Source organism: Collinsella aerofaciens (assembly GCF_001404695.1).
Taxonomy (GTDB): Bacteria; Actinomycetota; Coriobacteriia; order Coriobacteriales; family Coriobacteriaceae; genus Collinsella; species Collinsella aerofaciens_E.
The window spans coordinates 68,374-85,794 of record NZ_CZAQ01000001.1 but is presented as its reverse complement, the minus strand read 5'-3'; the positions used below and the strand labels follow the sequence as shown (position 1 = coordinate 85,794).

The 17,421-nt window shown below is 61.4% G+C and carries 17 protein-coding genes; all 17 read right to left on the bottom strand.

What is annotated here, in order from left to right:
* Positions 1-13 precede the first annotated feature (13 nt).
* The 17 genes from AQ996_RS00410 to AQ996_RS00330 all read right to left on the bottom strand — a co-directional run bounded on the left by AQ996_RS00410 (position 14) and on the right by AQ996_RS00330 (position 17,419).
* Positions 14-1,117 (bottom strand): DnaJ domain-containing protein, encoded by a 1,104-nt coding sequence (locus tag AQ996_RS00410; protein WP_172674578.1) that lies wholly within the window; start codon positions 1,115-1,117, stop codon positions 14-16.
* Positions 1,118-1,175: 58 nt separating this feature from the next.
* Positions 1,176-2,408, bottom strand: a complete 1,233-nt coding sequence (locus AQ996_RS00405) for a coproporphyrinogen-III oxidase family protein (RefSeq protein WP_055250063.1) — start codon at positions 2,406-2,408, stop codon at positions 1,176-1,178.
* A 2-nt stretch (positions 2,409-2,410) separates the two neighbouring features.
* The gene (gene dusB / locus AQ996_RS00400; protein WP_055250061.1) at positions 2,411-3,454 is read right to left on the bottom strand and encodes a tRNA dihydrouridine synthase DusB; all 1,044 of its coding nucleotides are present in this window, start codon (positions 3,452-3,454) and stop codon (positions 2,411-2,413) included.
* A gap of 5 nt (positions 3,455-3,459) precedes the next feature.
* Positions 3,460-5,271, bottom strand: a complete 1,812-nt coding sequence (gene lepA / locus AQ996_RS00395; protein ID WP_055250059.1) for a translation elongation factor 4 — start codon at positions 5,269-5,271, stop codon at positions 3,460-3,462.
* Between the two features lie 96 nt (positions 5,272-5,367).
* Entirely contained in the window at positions 5,368-5,634 is a 267-nt protein-coding gene (rpsT, locus tag AQ996_RS00390; RefSeq protein WP_022094714.1) for a 30S ribosomal protein S20, read from the bottom strand.
* Between the two features lie 133 nt (positions 5,635-5,767).
* Positions 5,768-6,730: a DNA polymerase III subunit delta gene (gene holA, locus AQ996_RS00385; RefSeq protein ID WP_055250058.1), complete on the bottom strand. Its 963-nt coding sequence runs from the start codon at positions 6,728-6,730 to the stop codon at positions 5,768-5,770.
* 78 nt (positions 6,731-6,808) lie between these two features.
* Complete coding sequence (locus AQ996_RS00380) at positions 6,809-8,905, bottom strand: DNA internalization-related competence protein ComEC/Rec2 (protein ID WP_262348761.1); 2,097 nt, start codon at positions 8,903-8,905, stop codon at positions 6,809-6,811.
* A gap of 203 nt (positions 8,906-9,108) precedes the next feature.
* Positions 9,109-9,819: a helix-hairpin-helix domain-containing protein gene (locus AQ996_RS00375; protein WP_055250054.1), complete on the bottom strand. Its 711-nt coding sequence runs from the start codon at positions 9,817-9,819 to the stop codon at positions 9,109-9,111.
* A 214-nt stretch (positions 9,820-10,033) separates the two neighbouring features.
* Positions 10,034-11,278 carry a tRNA uracil 4-sulfurtransferase ThiI gene (gene thiI, locus AQ996_RS00370; RefSeq protein WP_055250052.1) on the bottom strand — a complete coding sequence of 415 codons (1,245 nt, stop codon included), beginning with the start codon at positions 11,276-11,278 and terminating at the stop codon, positions 10,034-10,036.
* Entirely contained in the window at positions 11,279-11,560 is a 282-nt protein-coding gene (locus AQ996_RS00365; RefSeq protein ID WP_055250050.1) for a DNA-directed RNA polymerase subunit omega, read from the bottom strand.
* Positions 11,561-11,565: 5 nt separating this feature from the next.
* Positions 11,566-12,135, bottom strand: a complete 570-nt coding sequence (gene gmk / locus AQ996_RS00360; RefSeq protein ID WP_055250048.1) for a guanylate kinase — start codon at positions 12,133-12,135, stop codon at positions 11,566-11,568.
* The gene (gene mihF, locus AQ996_RS00355; RefSeq protein WP_006236130.1) at positions 12,136-12,444 is read right to left on the bottom strand and encodes an integration host factor, actinobacterial type; all 309 of its coding nucleotides are present in this window, start codon (positions 12,442-12,444) and stop codon (positions 12,136-12,138) included.
* A 240-nt stretch (positions 12,445-12,684) separates the two neighbouring features.
* A complete protein-coding gene (gene pyrF, locus AQ996_RS00350) occupies positions 12,685-13,401 on the bottom strand; it encodes an orotidine-5'-phosphate decarboxylase (RefSeq protein WP_055250045.1) in 717 nt (238 codons plus the stop codon).
* On the bottom strand, positions 13,395-14,303 hold the full coding sequence (locus AQ996_RS00345) for a dihydroorotate dehydrogenase (protein ID WP_055250195.1): 909 nt from the start codon (positions 14,301-14,303) through the stop codon (positions 13,395-13,397). Before AQ996_RS00345 ends, pyrF begins: the two co-directional genes overlap by 7 nt.
* A gap of 14 nt (positions 14,304-14,317) precedes the next feature.
* The gene (locus AQ996_RS00340; RefSeq protein ID WP_055250193.1) at positions 14,318-15,085 is read right to left on the bottom strand and encodes a dihydroorotate dehydrogenase electron transfer subunit; all 768 of its coding nucleotides are present in this window, start codon (positions 15,083-15,085) and stop codon (positions 14,318-14,320) included.
* Positions 15,086-15,201: 116 nt separating this feature from the next.
* Positions 15,202-16,491: a dihydroorotase gene (locus AQ996_RS00335; RefSeq protein WP_055250043.1), complete on the bottom strand. Its 1,290-nt coding sequence runs from the start codon at positions 16,489-16,491 to the stop codon at positions 15,202-15,204.
* Positions 16,475-17,419, bottom strand: coding sequence for an aspartate carbamoyltransferase catalytic subunit (locus AQ996_RS00330; RefSeq protein WP_035138537.1), 945 nt, complete (start codon positions 17,417-17,419; stop codon positions 16,475-16,477). Before AQ996_RS00330 ends, AQ996_RS00335 begins: the two co-directional genes overlap by 17 nt.
* Positions 17,420-17,421 lie beyond the last annotated feature (2 nt).

The following is a 17,421-nucleotide window of genomic DNA, read 5'->3' as shown; positions in this document are numbered from 1 at the left end:
AGAGGGCTAGATGTTATTGCATTGCGTAGGGCGAAAGCATGGCACGTTGCGAGCAACTCGCAAACCAAACCGACACGAGCGCAAACATAAATCCGTTGGCAAAACCGTTGGCAAACTGCATCGCGCCGCGCTTCCACCACAGCAGGCTGCGGTGCAGCACGCCGTCCGAGACCACCATAAACAGGCCCATGGCAAACGGAATAAAGCACATTATGGCAAAGGCCGAGAACACGCCCGAGATGGCCGACAGCACCAAAAACGGCGCCACGATGCCCATCAGGTAAAAACCTGTACGGGCCTTGCCTTCCAGGCGCTCGGCCTCGACATGGGCGCGGCCGACCAGATCGCCACCCGAGGCACCGTTGGTGCCGGCGTGACCCATGCCACTAATGCGAACCTCGTCACCATCGTGCGTGCCGGCGGGAAACTCAATCGTCTGCTCGGAGGTCACACGGACACGGCCGCTGCCGCCGCAATCGGGGCAGGGGTCGGCGACGACCTTACCGGAACCGCCGCACTCGGGGCAGACAGACTGAAACGTGCCGGCACCGAACAGGAAGGACAGGTCGACGTCGATGTGGCCGCGACCGCCGCAGCTCGGACAGGTATGTGCATGCTCGGACGAAACAGATCCCGAGCCTCCGCAGTGACCACAGGTATCGAAGCGCGTATAGCGGACGGTCTTGCGGGCACCGCCCTTGGCCTCCTTGGCGTCGAGCTTGATATCGACGACCACGTTGGCGCCACTCTCGGGGTTGTAGGCCGCCTGGCCGCGACGGGGCTGGCCCCAGGCGCCACCAAAGGGAAAGCCGCCCTCAAAGGGATTACCATAGCCTGCGCTGCCGGCGTAGCCGCCGCCATAGGGCGAAGCCGTGGGAGCGCCGGCGAAGGGATTACCCGAACGCATGGCGTCATAGCGCGCACGCTTCTGCTCATCCGAAAGCACAGCGTAGGCCTCGGAAACCTCTTTGAACTTTTCCTCGGCATCCGGCTCTTTGTTGACGTCAGGATGGAGCTTACGTGCCTTTTGCTGGAAGGCCTTCTGTATATCACGCGAGGTGGCGTCCTTGGAGACACCCAAAATCTCGTAGTAATCTTTTTCGTTCATCGTCGCCATGCGCGGCAACCTCCTGCTCACAGCAGCGTATATATTGCGGTAATTCTACCCGAGCGGCCTAAGCTAGACCCCAAAACAGCTCGAACAGCACATTTCCATCGAGCCAGCCCAAGTGGGTGGGCGCTAAGCGGGCACGGACGCGACCTGCGATAACGTCTTTTAAGGTGACGCTCCCAGCATGTCCTTCAACATGATCGGGCACCCAGGTGGCAAGGCCCAACTCGAGAGCACGGTCACAGGCCGCCGCCAACTCATCTGCAGCGATCACGCTTGCCGAGCGAACCAACAGGTCGGGCCCAATGCCACGCGTCATGCGGCAGGCGAGCATCAGATCCTCGGCCGCAGCCTCGCGCTGCGACAGATACTCGGCATCAAACGCCGTCGCATCATCGTCACGTTGCACCAAGCGCACGCGATACGCATCGCCGCGAGCAGGCACGTCGGGAAACAGCCCGGCCAAGCGATCGAAATCCTCGGCATCGAGCATACCGGCGGCAGAGCGGCCCAAGCCCAGATAGCCCTGTCCGGTCCAATAGGCAATGTTGTGGGCGCACTCATGGCCGTCGAGCGCGTAGCTTGCCACCTCATACGGGTGATAGCCGGCCGCACCCAGGCACTCACGCGCCGCATCCATGCACGCAGCCTGAAAATCCTCGTCGGGCTCAAGCGACTCGTCGTGACACGCCATGCGGTAAAGCGGCGTGCCCTCCTCGAGCGTGAGCGGGTAAACCGACACGTGATGCGGCGCCGCCGCCAACACGCCATCGAGCGTGCGCTGCCAGCTTACGGCGGTCTGCCCGGGAAGTCCGCACATCAGGTCGCAGGACACATCGAGCCCAGCGTCCCTCACCGCGGCGATGGCTGCAAGGGCGCGGTGCGAATCGTGGATGCGGCCAATCGCGGCAAGCTCGGCGTTGTCGAGGGTCTGAACTCCCAGAGAAATGCGCGTGACGCCCACCCCGGCAAGCGCCGCAGCAAGCTGCGAAGTCAACGACTCAGGATTGGCTTCGCAGGTAAACTCAACTGGCTTGCAGCACGCAGAGATACGCCGGGCGAGTTCTACCAGGCGCTCCCCCGCCAGCGACGGCGTGCCGCCGCCAACATAGACGGTACGGATCTGCGCAAGCGCCCCGACGTCTCCAAAGGCATCAAGGCGCGCATACAACTGCTCAAAATAGGCATCGAGCGCAGCGCTCAGGTCGCACGGAGCAAAACTGCGCGAGTCAAAGTCGCAGTACCGGCACTTTTGGGCGCAAAACGGAACATGCACGTACAGCGCGGTAACGGCCACCGTTAGGCCTCCAGCGGATGAGCGGGCACCGACTCGCCGGCGGCAAGTGCGGCCTCGCAGGCCACCACATCGCGCTCGATATCATCGACCAATGCCATGAACTCCTCGTATGTGGAGCAACGCACCACTTGGGCGCGCCAGGCCGCAGCATGAGGCATCCCCTTTAGATACCAGCTTGCGTACGTACGGGCACGCGACATGAGCGGCAACAGCTCGTGCGTGAGCGTCAGGTGCTCGCGCAGGGCATCCAGGCGCTCGACCGAGCTACGTACCGGTACCGGCGTGCCATCGAGCGCAAGGGCTCGAGCATCGCCGAACACCCAGGGATTGCCATAGATACCGCGCGCGATGAACACGGCGCTGGCGCCGGAGTTGCGCAGATGCTCCGCGGCATCCTCGGCGCAGAACACGTCGCCCGAACCGATAACGGGAATCTCGACGGCGTCGGCCACCTCATCGACGACCGACCAATCGGCCTGGCCCGTATAGAGCTGCGTGGCACAGCGACCATGTACCGCCACCGCAGCGGCCCCTGCCCCCTCGAGCATCTGGGCAAACGTCGCGGCATTGCGGTCTTCGGCGTAAAAGCCCTTGCGGATTTTTACGGTCACGGGCACGTGCGCCGCGCCCACCGCTGCCTCAACGATCTTCTCTGCCAGATCGGGCGTGCGCATAAGCGCCGAGCCCTCGCCCTTGGTGACGACCTTGCGAGCCGGGCAGGCCATGTTGATATCAATGAGCGACAGGCGATCGCCCACACGCTCCTCGACGGCAGCGACAGCACCCGCAAACTGATCGGGCTTGGAACCAAAGAGCTGCACGCAGATCTGCTGCTCCTCGTCGGCCGGCAACACCAGGCGCCACGTCTTGTTGCTGGCATAGACAAGGCCCGCAACGCTCACCATCTCGCTGTAGGCAAGGTTGGCACCGCGGCGGCGACACATGATGCGATAGGCGGGGTCGGTTACGCCCGCCATGGGAGCCATAAGGAACGGCTGCTCGGCATAGGCGCCCAGCAGCCGCTTGCTGTATTCAGAAAGCGCCATGGGACCTACTCGTCCACCTTGAGGATCGCCATAAAGGCCTCCTGCGGGACCTCGACCGAACCGATGGCCTTCATGCGCTTCTTACCCTCTTTCTGCTTCTCGAGCAGCTTGCGCTTACGCGAGATATCGCCGCCGTAGCACTTGGCAAGCACGTCCTTGCGGCGTGCCTTAACGGTGGAGCGGGCGATGATCTTGTTGCCGATAGCGCCCTGGATGGGCACCTCGAACAGCTGGCGTGGAATGATTTCCTTGAGTTTGTCGCACAGCCCGCGGGCCAGGCCATAGGCCTTGTCCTTGTGCACGATAAACGAAAGCGCGTCCACCTCATCGCCCGAAAGCAGGATATCGAGCTTGACGAGCTCGGAGGGACGATACTCGTTGAACTCATAGTCGAGCGAGGCATAGCCCTTGGTGCGACTCTTGAGCTGGTCAAAGAAGTCCAGGATGAGCTCGGCGAGTGGCATGTCAAAGCGCATCTCGACCGATTTGCTCGTGAGATGGATCATGTCGGTCGTAATGCCGCGGTGCTCGATAGCGAGCTGCATGACGGCACCCGTATACTCGGGCGGGCAGATAATCTTGGCCTTGAGGTAAGGCTCCTCGATGCGCTCGATGCGCGTAGCCTCGGGCAGATCCTGCGGGCTGCGAACATCAATCATCTCGCCGTCAGTCTTGTAGACGTGATAATCCACCGAAGGGCTCGTGGCAATCAGGTCCAGGTTGAACTCGCGCTCCAAGCGCTCCTTGACGACCTCCATATGCAACAGGCCCAAGAAGCCCACGCGGAAGCCAAAGCCGAGCGCCACCGAGGTCTCGGGTTCCCACACCAACGACGGGTCGTTGACATGCAGCTTATCGAGAGCGTCACGCAGGTTCTCGTAATCCTTGTTATCGATGGGGAACAGGCCTGTGTAGACCATGGGCTTGGCCTCGCGATAGCCGGGAAGTGGCTCGGGGCAGGGATTCGACGCCCACGTGAGGGTATCGCCCACGCGTACGGCCTCGGGATCCTTCAGGCCCGTGACCACGTAGCCCACCTCGCCGACCGTCAGCGCATCGACCGGGGTCTCGGCGGGACGCTTGACGCCCACGCCATCGACCAAAAAGTCGCCCTTGGCCTGCATCATTCGCAGGGTATCGCCCTTCTTGATGGAGCCGTCAAAGACACGGACCGTGGCAACGACGCCGCGGTACTCATCGAAATACGAGTCCAGGATGAGCGCCTTGAGCGGCGCGTTTGCATCGCCCTTGGGCGGTGAGATCAAAAAGACGATGGACTCCAGCAGGTCGTGGATACCCTCGCCAGTTTTGCCCGATACGCATACGGCATCGTCGGCGGGAATCGCCAGGTCGTCCTCGATCTCGGTCTTGACCTCGTCGGGGTGCGCCGAGGGCAGGTCGATCTTATTGATGGCGGGCACGATATCCAGATTGGCGTTCATGGCGAGCGTCGCGTTGGAGACGGTCTGCGCCTCGACGCCCTGCGTGGCGTCGACGACGAGCACCGCGCCCTCACAGGCGGCCAGCGAACGCGAGACCTCATAGGTAAAGTCCACGTGGCCCGGCGTATCGATCAGGTTGAACTGATACGTCTCACCATCGTCGGCGTCATAGGAAACGCGAACGGCATTGGACTTGATCGTGATGCCGCGCTCGCGCTCGATATCCATGGTGTCGAGCAGCTGCGACTCCATGTCGCGCTCGTCGACGGTATGGGTGAGCTCGAGGATGCGGTCACTGATCGTGGACTTGCCATGGTCGATGTGCGCAACGATCGAGAAGTTGCGGATGTGGGAAATGTCAATTGAAGTATTCATGCGGACTATCTTACCCGAGCGGTACAAAAAATGGAGCCTGTTCCATAAAACAGGCTCCTTTTATGCGCGTAATCTGTGTGGTGTGAAATTTACAACTTAGGCGTTGATGCTGTTCACGAGCTTGGCAAGACCGGACTTGCGGTTGGAAGCCTGGTTCTTGTGGATAACATGCTTGGCGGCAGCCATGTCGAGACGCTTGGTAACGGTCTTGAGGGCAGCCTGGGCCTTCTCGGCGTCGCCCTCGGCGACGGCGGACTGGACGTGCTTGGTCAGCGTCTTGAGCTCGGACTTGACAGCCTTGTTACGCATGCGAGCTGCCTCATTGGTGCGGATACGCTTCTTCTGAGACTTGATGTTTGCCACTTCTGGAGTTCCTTTCGAGTTCCTTGCAAAAAATGTATGACACCTCTGAGACACGGTGAGGTCATGCAAGCGCCTACTATAGCACGCTCCCCCTCAAAGGGATAGAACGAATTTGTCAAATAGGCAGGTATCATCACGATTTTCTCAAGATGTTCGTAATCCAGAGCAAAAGCGCGGTCTGGGAATCAGCCGAACCCTTGAGCGCGAGCTCCACATCGACGGCACCCTCGAGCGCAGCGACAAGCTCCGCCATCGAAAAGCGGCGTGCCCAGGTAAAGTGATTTTTGACCTGCCAGGCCTGAAGCTTAAGCGTCGCGGCAAGCTCACGACCCTGCCCACGCGCATCGAGCGCCTTGGCAACGATAAGCTCGCGAATGCGCCCGCACAGCAATGTGTAAGTCCACACGTAGCTCTTGGCGGGCAGTAGATTGAAGAGCTCAAGCGAGCGGCGCATGTCACGGGCCGAGACCGCATTGAGAAAGTCCCAGGGCTGGACTTCGGCCGTACGCACGATCCAACGCTCCACGTCGGCAAGTTCAATCTGGGGTGCCTCGACCATCTGGGCGAGCTTTGCCAAGTCGTTATCGAGCATGCGAGTGTTCTCGCCCGAGCGGGAAACGAGCTCCTCGGCAGCCGCCGTCGAAATGGACTTTCCGTGCTGCGTCGCCATCTGCTGCACGCGGCGCGGGAGCTCCCAGCGCTTGGTGCCCGAACAGTCGATCACGGCCTTCTTGTCAATCTTGGCGATTGCCTTGTACAGGCGCGTGTTCTTGGCAAGCGAATCGGCGATTATGAGGCAAACCGTCGTGGGGCTGGGACTCGCCAGATACTCGACAAGCGGCTCGGAAATCGCTTTGGCGAGTTTTGAGCAGCCGTCAAGGATTACCAGGCGAAACTCGCTGCCCATGGGAAAGGTGTTGAGCGATCCGATAATCGACTCGATATCGGGGTCTTTGGTCATATCGCGCTCGTCGAGGTTGAACTCGACCATGCCCGTCTTTTCCAGACGCGCCTTCATACGCGAGACGGCGTGGTCGCGTTTGACTCCGTCGGTACCGACAATCAGATATGCCGGCAGCAGACCGGTTTCGGACATCGCGCTCCCCTCCCGCAGGCTCTCGTGTTCGTACCGTGCCATTCTAGCCCACGGGCTTATCCCGCGCCAACGGCAGCATCACGGTCGCTGGCATCGCATGGCAAATCCGGTTACGGTCGGCGAGACGGTGATGTCTCCTTGTTCGATGGTGCATGCGAACGCGCCGCCCGCATCGCGAACGGCATCGATGCAGGCATCGGATGGATGGCCGTAGCGGTTGCCCTCGCCCGCACTCGCGATAGAGAGCTCGGGCTTAAGCGTTTCCAGCAGGTCTGTGTCGACGGAAACTTTTGAGCCGTGATGCCCCAGCTTGAGCACATCGATATCGCCCACCTCCTGTACAAACTCGCGCTCCTGATCGAGCTCGGCATCACCAGTGAGGAGCATACGCAGACTCTTACCTTCCTGAGCATAGGAGAGCAGCAAGACAAGCGAGTCCTCATTGCCCTCACCATCCACCGTGTCAAACGGCCACATCACACGAGCCCGAAATGCGCCGATATCGACCGCGTCTCCGCGGGCTACCTGCCGATACGTTACGCCGGGGCGATTCAGGACCTCAACAGGCGCGCCGTCCAGTGCATCGGCCGCGACCGCAATGGTTCCAACCGAAAACTGATCGAGTACGTCGGGAAGACCACCCCAATGATCTTCATCCCAATGCGTCACGAAGACGGCATCGATATGGTGAACGTTATTGCGAACCAACGCCGACACCACGCGCTCATCGAGCCCACAGTCGACAAGCGCCACGGCGCTACCCTGACGAACCAGAATCGCATCGGCTTGGCCGACATCGAGGACTGTTACCGAAGGCGGCGCACATCGATCCCAATAGACATACGGAACAGCCGCCGCAAGCATCAAACACAGCAGCCCCACTGCCATGGGCCGCGCGCGGGGACGTGGCCACCAGACCAAGAGGACCGCCAGCGCAAACGGCACCACGTATACCAAGGGCGCATCGGGCGGCACGCTTACGGATGCGCCCGGAACGGCAGCAAAGAGCTGCTCAAAGAACAGGGCGCAGCGAGCGACAATCATGGGCCCCACGAGCGCCCCGTGACGCAACAGCGGCACAAGCGAGCAGGGCACCAGCACAACCGATATAGCAAGCAGTACGCTTATCACCGGACCGATCACGGCATTTGCAAGCGGGGCAATGAGCGAAAACGTCCCGAATGCGGGAATGGTTACAGGAAGTGTCGCGAGTTGTGAGCACATCGTGACGGACAAAATACCGGCAACCCCCGATGGCACGCTCATCTCGCACAAGGCGTAGGTAGCGTAGGGGCAAAAACAAAGGATGGCAAAAACACTGGCGCACGATAGTTGAAAACCCATCTCGAACAATACCGTCGGGCGCAGCAACACAAAGATTGCCATGGTGACAAACAGAGCCGAGAGGCCATGCCGACGACGTCCGGCGCCGTTGGCGACAAGCGTCGCCGCCACCATACAGCACACGCGCACGGCCGAGGGCGAAGCGCCAGTAAAAACGGCATAGGCAGCGAGGGCCAGCACCAACAGCCCCCGCTGAAACCCACGAGAGAGACGCGTCTTTTGCAGGGCACTCTCAATCACAAACCCCACGATGGCAAGATGACTGCCCGAAACGGCGATGAGATGTGCGGTGCCCGTTACCGAAAACCATTCGCCCGCAGGCTGGGCGCGCAGCTCGGACGAGCGCCCACAGACAACGCCGGCGATGAGCGAGCGCGCTGGGTCGGTCGCGGGCGCGATAACGGCAAGGAGCTCGTTTCGAAGCCAAGACAACGGGCCTGGAGGGCCCTCGTCGATCGATACCAACCGGACGACTTTAACCTTTCGAAGCTCGCCCCGAAGCACGCGTGAGCGCCCATACGCATCATTCTCAAAGCGCGAAATTCGACCGATAGCACGTACATGCGAACCGGCGCCAAGCTCACGATCACACGACAGCCGTACCTGACCCAAACGCTTTTCGCCCGCATACGCATCACAGGTATAGGAGTACGCACCGTCATTGATGGACGGGTCGCCACACACAACAAACTCGAGACTGCTCGCAGCCCGATTATCCAACGCCCTCGAAGCGCGCAGCGCCCCTATCGCCCAACCCGCGGACACTACCGCTCCCGCCACGAGGCCGAGGGCCGCGGCATACAGCCATCGCCTCCACCGCACAAGGCGCATGCAGGACCGAGCCAATACGATGCACCCTGCTGCCGCAACGGGAATGGCCATAAGCAATGTGACGGGCGCCGCCCGCTCTCCCAGCAGCGCATCGGCCGCCATGTTAAGCACTAACCCACAGCTCGCACACAAGCCGGCACAAAGGGCTATCGTCCACGGCATCAATGGGCGCGGTGGCATCACATGCTCGCGCTCGGTCGCACTCATACGCAGATGCAATCTTTAATTTTGGCGAGTTTCTTCTCACCGATCCCCGATACGCGCATAAGGTCATCGACCGAGGCAAAGGCCCCGTTTTGCGTCCGTTCGTCGATAATTGACTGGGCCATAGAAGGCCCGATGCCCGAAAGCGTCTGCAGCTCCGCCGCACTTGCCGTATTGATATTCACAAGTCCCGACGAAGACCCTGTACCAGGGGTCGTGGAAGCACTGCTTTCGGCGCCGCCGACGGCCGCAGCCGTTTGTTGCTCCCCTACCGTCGGCACATAGATCTTTTGACCATCGGTGATCTTGGACGCACGGTTAAGACCCGTCACATCCGCCTCGGCCGTAAGCCCTCCGGCGGCATCAATCGCCTGGGACACCCGTGCTCCATCTTTGAGCCGGTACACGCCTGGCCTCACAACGGCGCCATCAACATCGACGTACACCTCGGCAGCAGAAGAGCTCTTGGCAGACGACTCATCAGCATCGTCGGGTGACGCATCCCCGGCCTCGCGCACATCCGAGGCGCTCGCCTCATCACTACGCTCAAACGACACGCCGCTGGAGCGGCTACTAAAACTTGCCATCGCCAAGCCGCTCGCGGCGGCAATGGCAACCAGAATCGCCACGACCACCGCCTTATGGCCGAGCAGCTTTTCTGCCAAGCGATCCATCCGTTTAACCCGTTCGTGTTGCTCGCGCTGCGCCATAGCAAACACCTCCCAACACCATCGTGTCAGGAAACGAGCGCTGCAGCCTCCACATGCCCACACCGGCTATCACGGTCAAACCAAAAGCTGACCAAAACCTTGCGAAAAAATGTCCATTAATTCAGGCACACGTCGATAAATGAACCGTTTATCGCCAAAAGTCCAGATAGAAAAAGACCGACGATGCAAAATCACCGCCGGTCTATACACAACATTATTCGTGATCTTGGTAAATCTCACGTGGAGCGAGCTCGGAATGTTTGCGTTTTAAGGTCTTAGGGGCCTTATACGTGTTGCTGGAGAAGTCGATGTACTCGGTCTGCTTAAGCAGGCGCTCGATCATCTCCTCGTGGTCGAACAGCTCCCAGGCCTCGTGCACGGCATCGAGTTTGGCGTGTGTCTCGGGACGACGCGGCATAAACAGCGTGCAGCAGTCGGGAGCAGCCTCGGTCGAGATACCGAACGTACCGATCTCCTCAGCGCGTGCAATGATCTCCTGCTTGTCCGAACCGATCAGCGGGCGGAACACGGGGATCTTGACGGCCTCGTTGACGGCCATAATGTTCTCGAGCGTCTGGGATGCAACCTGACCGAGCGATTCGCCGGTCACGATAGCCTTGGCGCCCTCGATATGCGCAATGCGCTCAGCAACCGAATACATAATGCGGCGATACATGATCACCCGCAGGTTGCTGGGGCAGGTCACCGAGATCTCACGCTGGCAATCGCCAAACGGCACCACGTACAGGCGGCCGATCTGGACACCCGGCTCAAGCGCACGGATGATGTCCTGCACCAAATACTCGCTCGTATCGGGCGTCTGAGGACGACCGGAGAAATGTACCGGCACGCACACCGCGCCGCGACGCGCGAGCATCCAGGTCGCCACCGGCGAATCGATACCCGAGGAAAGCAGCGTCACAACCTTGCCGGCAGACCCCACCGGAAGACCACCCACGCCGCGCTCAGAGCGCGCATACACATAGACGCTACCCTGGACCACCAGCACGTGCACCATCGCGTCGGGATCGTGCATCTGGACCTTTTTATCGGGAAACGCCTCGCACAGTACCTCGCCGACCTGTCGATTGATATCAATCGAGGTGAGCTCGTAGTCGGTGTTAGAGCGCTTGGCATGCACCTTAAACGACTCGAAGGGACCAAATTCGCGCAGCGCCTTCACGGCGGCGGCGCAGTATTCCTGCGGGTCGCGGTTCGTGTGATATGCCAGGGACACGCGGGCAACGCCGGGGACGGTGCGAATGACGCGCGCCGCCTCGTCGGCCTGATGCTCGTTAAAGGTCACGAGGATATAACCGGAAATTCGAGACACGGCATTCACGGAAAAGGCGGCCAAGGCCGCCTTGATGTTATCCATGAGGATATGCTCAAAATGTGCGCGGTTCTTGCCCTTCAGTCCAACCTCGTGATAGTGGACCAGGCAGACGCGAGCTGCCATTTAGGCTTCAGCGACCTTGTGGCCGAGCGCCTTCTCGTAACGGGCCTCGTCGTAGGAGATATCGCCGTCGACAATCTCGTCCATAGCCATCGAGATGGTATCGGCACCGGAGAGTGCAATGGTGATGTCGTCGACATCCTGGACGGCGAGCACGCGGTTGTGCTGACCACGCAGCATGCTGTTAATGTCGCAGGCGCGCTTGGAGGCAAGCGAGGCGAGCAGGAAGCGGTTGTGATCGGTCTTCTCCAGAAGATCGTCAATGCAAGGCTTTACAACGGACACGGACCTCAGATCCTTTCATGCATATCGAGAACGCGAACGAGCTCATCGGTCGCGCGGTCGAGATCGTCATTCACCACGACGTCGTCGTAGCGGTCGGCAAGGGCAAGTTCATCGGCGGCGTTTGCCATACGCAGCTCGATCGTCTCGGGCGTCTCGGTACCGCGACCGACCAGGCGATCGCGAAGCACCTCGAGCGAAGGAGGCTTGATAAAAATCAGCACGGCCTCGGGGAAACGCTCCTTGACCTGCAGGGCTCCCTGGACATCGATCTCCAAGATCAGAGACGAGCCAGAGGCGAGCTTGGATGTGACCTCGCTCACCAACGTGCCGTAGCAGTTGCCGTGGACCTCGGCCCACTCAACAAACTCACCGTTTGCCACGCGGCGGTCGAACTCCTCGCGCGTCAGGAAAAAGTAGTTGACGCCGTCGACCTCACCTTTGCGTGGTGCTCGCGTGGTAGCCGAAACCGTCAGGCCCAGGTTCGAGCGACGCTCGCGCACACGAGTGACGAGCGTGCCCTTGCCTGCACCTGACGGTCCAGAAATCACAAAGAGCTTTGAATCCTGAGCGCTCACTTATTTGGTCAGCTGCTCGAGGAGCTGCTCGCGCTGACGGACGCCGAGGCCCTGGACGCGACGGGTAGCGGAGATGCCGAGCTCCTCCATGATCTTGGCGGCCTTAGCCTTGCCATAACCGGGGAGAGACTCGATGAGGGTGGAAACCTTCATGCGGGAAGCGATGGGGTCATCGGAGTTGAGCACGGACTCGAGGGACTTCTCGCCCTTCTTGATCTGCTCGCGAAGCTCAGCGCGGGCGTGACGTGCGGCGGCAGCCTTCTCAAGAGCCTGCTTGCGCTGCTCGTCGGTAAGCTGAGGGAGTGCCATTCGAACCTCCAAATAGTTGGGTTATATCTGATGCAATAATTGGCATTTTAGCACGTCAAACGCACTAAATGCCCAATCGACGGCATCATAGGTTAGACGATACCTGCGAAAAGTGCAATATACGGAGGTCAAAGTTGAGCCCCTGCCCTGCGATTCCACACAAAGGATGGGAAAGTTTTCGCAGGAACAGGGGCTAATTTGTGCTAATGAGACCTAAAAGTGGTGACTTGAGGGAATCTTTTAGGCGACGTTTTCGACCAGCTCGGCAACGATAGCGTCAAAGGCGGCAACCGGGTCGTCGGCACCGGTGATGGGTCGGCCAACCACGATGTGGCTCGCACCGCGCTCGATAGCCTGGGAGGGCGTCGCCACGCGGGATTGATCGCCCAAGGCGGCGCCCACCGGACGCACGCCCGGAGTCACGATCAGCGCGTCGGGACCGAGCAGCTCACGCATGTCATGGGCCTCCATCGGCGAGCACACGATGCCGTCGATGCCGTTGGCCTGGGCAAGCTTTGCCAGGCGGGCGGCCTCCTCGGCCACGGGCGAATCGACGCCAATCTCGGCCAGCGACTCCTGGTTCATGCTCGTGAGCACGGTAATGGCAACGAGTTTGGCGCGGTCCTCGCGCGCCTCCTCGGCACCCTCACGGCACGCAGCGAGCATGGCACCAGAACCCAAGCCATGGACCGAGAGCAGGTCGGCACCGGCAAGCGAGGCCGAACGGGCGGCACCGCGCACCTGATGCGGAATGTCATGGAACTTGAGGTCGAGGAAGACCTTAAAGCCCAGGTCCTTGAACGTCTTGACGATCTCGGGGCCCTCAGCGTAATAGAGCGTCATGCCGACCTTAAGCCAGGCGGCATGACCAGAAAGCTCGTGGGCGAGCTCGAACGCACGCTCACGGTCGCAGTCGAGAGCGACGATAACGCGGTCGCGGGCATCGGTCTCTAGCATTCGAAAGCACCTACCAGCTCGTTGATGTCCTTCACGCCCTGGGACTCGGCCCAGGCCTCGAGCTCGCGCGCAATCTTAATCGAAGCGCACGGATCGACGAAGTTGGCCATGCCGACCGATACGCAGGTGGCACCGGCCAGGATAAACTCGGCCGCGTCCTCACCTGTCATGACGCCGCCGACGCCATTGATGGGGATATCGACAGCCTGGGCGACCTCCCAGACCATGCGCACGGCGATGTGGTGGCACAGCGGGCCCGAAAGGCCACCCTTGGGCTTGGCCACGCGGGACTTGCGAGTATGAACATCGATGGCCATGCCCTGGATGGAGTTGATGACTGAAAGTCCGTCGGCGCCAGCGGCCTCGAGAGCCTTGGCAATCTCGGCAACGTTGACCGGAGCCATCTTTACGAACAGCGGCTTATCGGTTACCTTGCGGCAAGCAGCCATAACGGCAGAGGCGCCCTCGGGCGAGGAACCCATGGCGGCACCGCCGGCGGCGATATTGGGGCAGCTCACGTTGATCTCGTAGCCGGCAGCCCAGGGGCACAGCTCGACATACATCTCGAGCGCGCGCACAAACTCGTCAACGGAGTGGCCGGCGACCTGGCAGATGACCTGGCAGCCGTCCTTGGAAAGCTGTTCGAGCCACGGGCCGGACTCACGGGCAAAGGCGGCCACACCGGGGTTCTGAAGGCCCACGGAATTGATCATGCCGCCCGGGATCTCGGCCATGCGGGGCGCGGGGTTGCCGGGCCAGGGCTCGGCAGCACAACCCTTGGTGGTGATGGCGCCCAGCTGGGAGACATCAAAGAAGTTCTGGAACTGCCAACCGTAGCCAAAGGTACCGGCTGCGGTGTTGATGGGGTTCTGCATCTTGACGCCGCCGAAATCGACGGCCATGTTCACGGTACCCACTAGAAGACCACCACCTTGGAAGCATCGAACACGGGGCCGCACATGCAGGCGCCCTTCATACCGTCGACCGTCTCGACATTGCAGGTGTTGCAGGCGCCAAAGCCACAGCTCATCATGCGCTCAAGCGACACCTCGCAGTACGCACCGGCCTCGGCGGCAGCGGCGGCGACCTTCTTCATCATGACAGCGGGGCCACAGCTGGCCACATAGTCGTAGCCGCCCTCGCCGAGCAGCTCAGCTGCCGGGTCGGTGCAAAAACCGTGCGTGCCCAGCGTGCCATCATCGGTGCACACGTTAACTGTAGCGCCCAGCGCGCGGAACTCATCGATGCCCACGGCCTTGGACGCAGTGCAAAAGCCCAGGCACACGTCAACGGCCACACCCTGCTCGGCAAGCTTACCGGCAAGGCACAGCACGGGCGGAACACCGATGCCGCCCGCAACGAGTAGTGCCTTCCTGGTGCCCTCGGGCACAAGCCAGCCGCGGCCGCCAGGGCCCAGCAGATTAGAGGTGGAACCGGGGGCCATCTGCGACAGACGACGGGTGTCGTCGCCCACGACGGCGTACCACAGCTCGACGGTGCCGGCCTGGGCGTCGGCGCGATAGAAGCTCAGGGGCACGCGAAGCAGCGAGGACGCATCGCCGGGCACGGCAATGTTCACAAACTGACCGGGCTTGAGCGCACTTGCAAGCTTGGGGGCCGAGATGACGAGCGAGAAGATGCCGTCGGCGATCTCCTGGTTCGATACGACCTCGAAGTCGTGCATGCGTGCAGTGGAAGGTGTGGGCATAGACGCTCCAATCCCCCATGCGGTTGCATGGTCAAAACGAACAGAAAGCGCGGCACCGCAAGGGCACCGCGCACAAAAGCGATAAGGCTATGCTAGCAGATGCAGCCGTCGGCGAGCGTCTGCTTACCGCCGACAAACACATCGGTGGCACGACCGGTAAGCGTGCGGCCGGCGAAACCGGAGTTCTCGGCACGCGACTCGTAGCCGTCCTCGCCAACCGTCCAGGTTACGGTGGGGTCGAACACGGTCAGGTCGGCAACGGAGCCCGCCTTGACCTGAACCTGGTCGAGGCCCAGGATCTCACGCGGCTTGATGGCCATGAGCTCGACCATGCGACCCACGCTCATCTTGCCCGTGTTGACCAGCTCGGTGAGCACGAGCGACAGCGAGGTCTCGAGGCCAATCATGCCAAAGGGTGCGAGCTCGAACTCGCGGGCCTTCTCCCACGGAGTGTGCGGAGCGTGATCGGTGACGATAACGTCGACGGTACCGTCGATGACACCCTGACGGATGGCCTCGGCGTCCTCGTCGGTGCGCAGCGGCGGATTGACCTTGAGCGAGGTGTTGTAGGTCTCGTCCAGGTCGTTCTCGGTCAGGAACATGTGGTGCGGGGTAGCCTCGCAGGTAACCCGAACGCCAGCGGCCTTACCGGCGCGCACGATTTCCAGGCCATGGGCGGTGGAGATGTGCTGGATGTGCAGCTTGGCACCGGTCAGCTTAGCAATCTCGATGTCGCGAGCGATCTGGAGCTCCTCGCCGGCAGCCGGCCAGCCCTCGAGGGCCAGACGGGTCGAAACCTTGCCCTCGTTGATCTGGCCGTGGCCGACCAGGTCCTCGTCCTGGCAGTGGCTCATAAAGACCTTGCCGAACATCTTGCCGTAGTCCATGCAGCGACGGAGCATGCCCGCGCCCTGTACGCCGCGACCGTCGTCGGTAAAGGCGACGGCGCCGTGGGCGACCATATCACCCATCTCGGACATAGCCTCGCCCTTAAGGCCGCGGGTCATGGCGCCCGACGGATAGACGCGGCAGTGACCGACCTCGGCAGCGCGGGACTTGACGAACTCCACGACGGTGCCGTTATCGGTGACGGGATCGGTGTTGGGCATGGCGCACACGCCGGTGAAGCCGCCCTTGGCAGCTGCGCGGGTACCGCTCTCGATGTCCTCTTTGACCTCATAGCCGGGCTCGCGAAGGTGAACGTGCATATCCACCAGGCCAGGGACGAGGTACTTGCCGGAAAGGTCGCGGACCTCGGCTCCCTCGACGGCGAGATTCTCGCCGACCTCGGCGATCTTGTCGCCGTCAATCAGGACGTCAACGACACCGTCAAGCTCGACGGACGGGTCGACGACGTGGGCATTCTTAAGAAGCAAGGCCATTATCGGCACCTCCAAGCAGCAGATACAGGATAGCCATACGCACGCAGATACCGGCGTAGACCTGCTCCAGGATGACGGAGCGTTGCGGGTGGTCGGCCATATAGGAGTCGAACTCAACGCCGCGGTTGATGGGGCCCGGGTGGCAGATGATCGCATCGGGCTTCATGAGCTTCTCGCGGTCCTTGGTCAGGCCGAAGAGCTTGTGGTACTCGCGAATGGTCGGGAACGGGGCACCCTCGAGGCGCTCCTGCTGCACGCGCAGCATGTAGACGACGTCCAGCTCGGGCAGGACGGAATCGAGGTCGCTCGTCACGTGGTCGCAGCCCAGGACCTCGGGCGCCGGCGGCAGCAGCGTGCCGGGGGCGACGGCGTAGGTCTCGCAGCCCATGATCTTAAGGGCGGGGATCAGCGAGCCGCACACGCGGGAGTGGGCGATATCGCCGACGACGGCGACCTTCAGACCGTGGAAGTCACCCTTGTGCTCCCAGATGGTGTACAGGTCGAGCAAGGCCTGCGTGGGATGGTTGTGCTTGCCGTCACCGGCGCAGATGACGCTTGCGGGCGAGTTCTGCGTGACGATGTAGGGAGCACCGGCGTGCTTATCGCGAACGACGATGCAGTCGATCTTATAGGCGTTGAGGGTCTCGACGGTGTCGACGAGGCTCTCACCCTTGACCGTGGAGGTCGAGGAGCCGCCAAAGTTAAGACTGTCGGCCGAAAGACGCTTCTCGGCGAGCTCGAAGGAGCTGCGGGTGCGCGTCGAGGGCTCGTTGAACATGTTGACGATGGTCTTGCCCTTGAGCGTGGGGACCTTCTTGATCGCACGCTCGTTGACCTCGGAGAACGCCTTGGCGGTCTCGAGGATGAGCTTAATGTCCTCTTCGGAGTACTCGGTAATGTCGATCAGGTGCTTATGGTTGAACGCCACGG

Bases quoted from the DNA above. Each gene is read 5' to 3' on its own strand.
- AQ996_RS00380 (WP_262348761.1), bottom strand. From the start codon at position 8,905: ATGCGCCTTGTGCGGTGGAGGCGATGGCTGTATGCCGCGGCCCTCGGC.
- mihF (WP_006236130.1), bottom strand. From the start codon at position 12,444: ATGGCACTCCCTCAGCTTACCGACGAGCAGCGCAAGCAGGCTCTTGAG.
- dusB (WP_055250061.1), bottom strand. From the start codon at position 3,454: ATGGCGCTTTCTGAATACAGCAAGCGGCTGCTGGGCGCCTATGCCGAG.
- AQ996_RS00340 (WP_055250193.1), bottom strand. From the start codon at position 15,085: ATGCACGACTTCGAGGTCGTATCGAACCAGGAGATCGCCGACGGCATC.
- pyrF (WP_055250045.1), bottom strand. From the start codon at position 13,401: ATGCTAGAGACCGATGCCCGCGACCGCGTTATCGTCGCTCTCGACTGC.
- AQ996_RS00345 (WP_055250195.1), bottom strand. From the start codon at position 14,303: ATGGCCGTCGATTTCGGCGGCGTCAAGATGCAGAACCCCATCAACACC.
- AQ996_RS00335 (WP_055250043.1), bottom strand. From the start codon at position 16,491: ATGGCCTTGCTTCTTAAGAATGCCCACGTCGTCGACCCGTCCGTCGAG.
- AQ996_RS00375 (WP_055250054.1), bottom strand. From the start codon at position 9,819: ATGGCGCAGCGCGAGCAACACGAACGGGTTAAACGGATGGATCGCTTG.
- AQ996_RS00410 (WP_172674578.1), bottom strand. From the start codon at position 1,117: ATGGCGACGATGAACGAAAAAGATTACTACGAGATTTTGGGTGTCTCC.
- holA (WP_055250058.1), bottom strand. From the start codon at position 6,730: ATGTCCGAAACCGGTCTGCTGCCGGCATATCTGATTGTCGGTACCGAC.
- thiI (WP_055250052.1), bottom strand. From the start codon at position 11,278: ATGGCAGCTCGCGTCTGCCTGGTCCACTATCACGAGGTTGGACTGAAG.
- lepA (WP_055250059.1), bottom strand. From the start codon at position 5,271: ATGAATACTTCAATTGACATTTCCCACATCCGCAACTTCTCGATCGTT.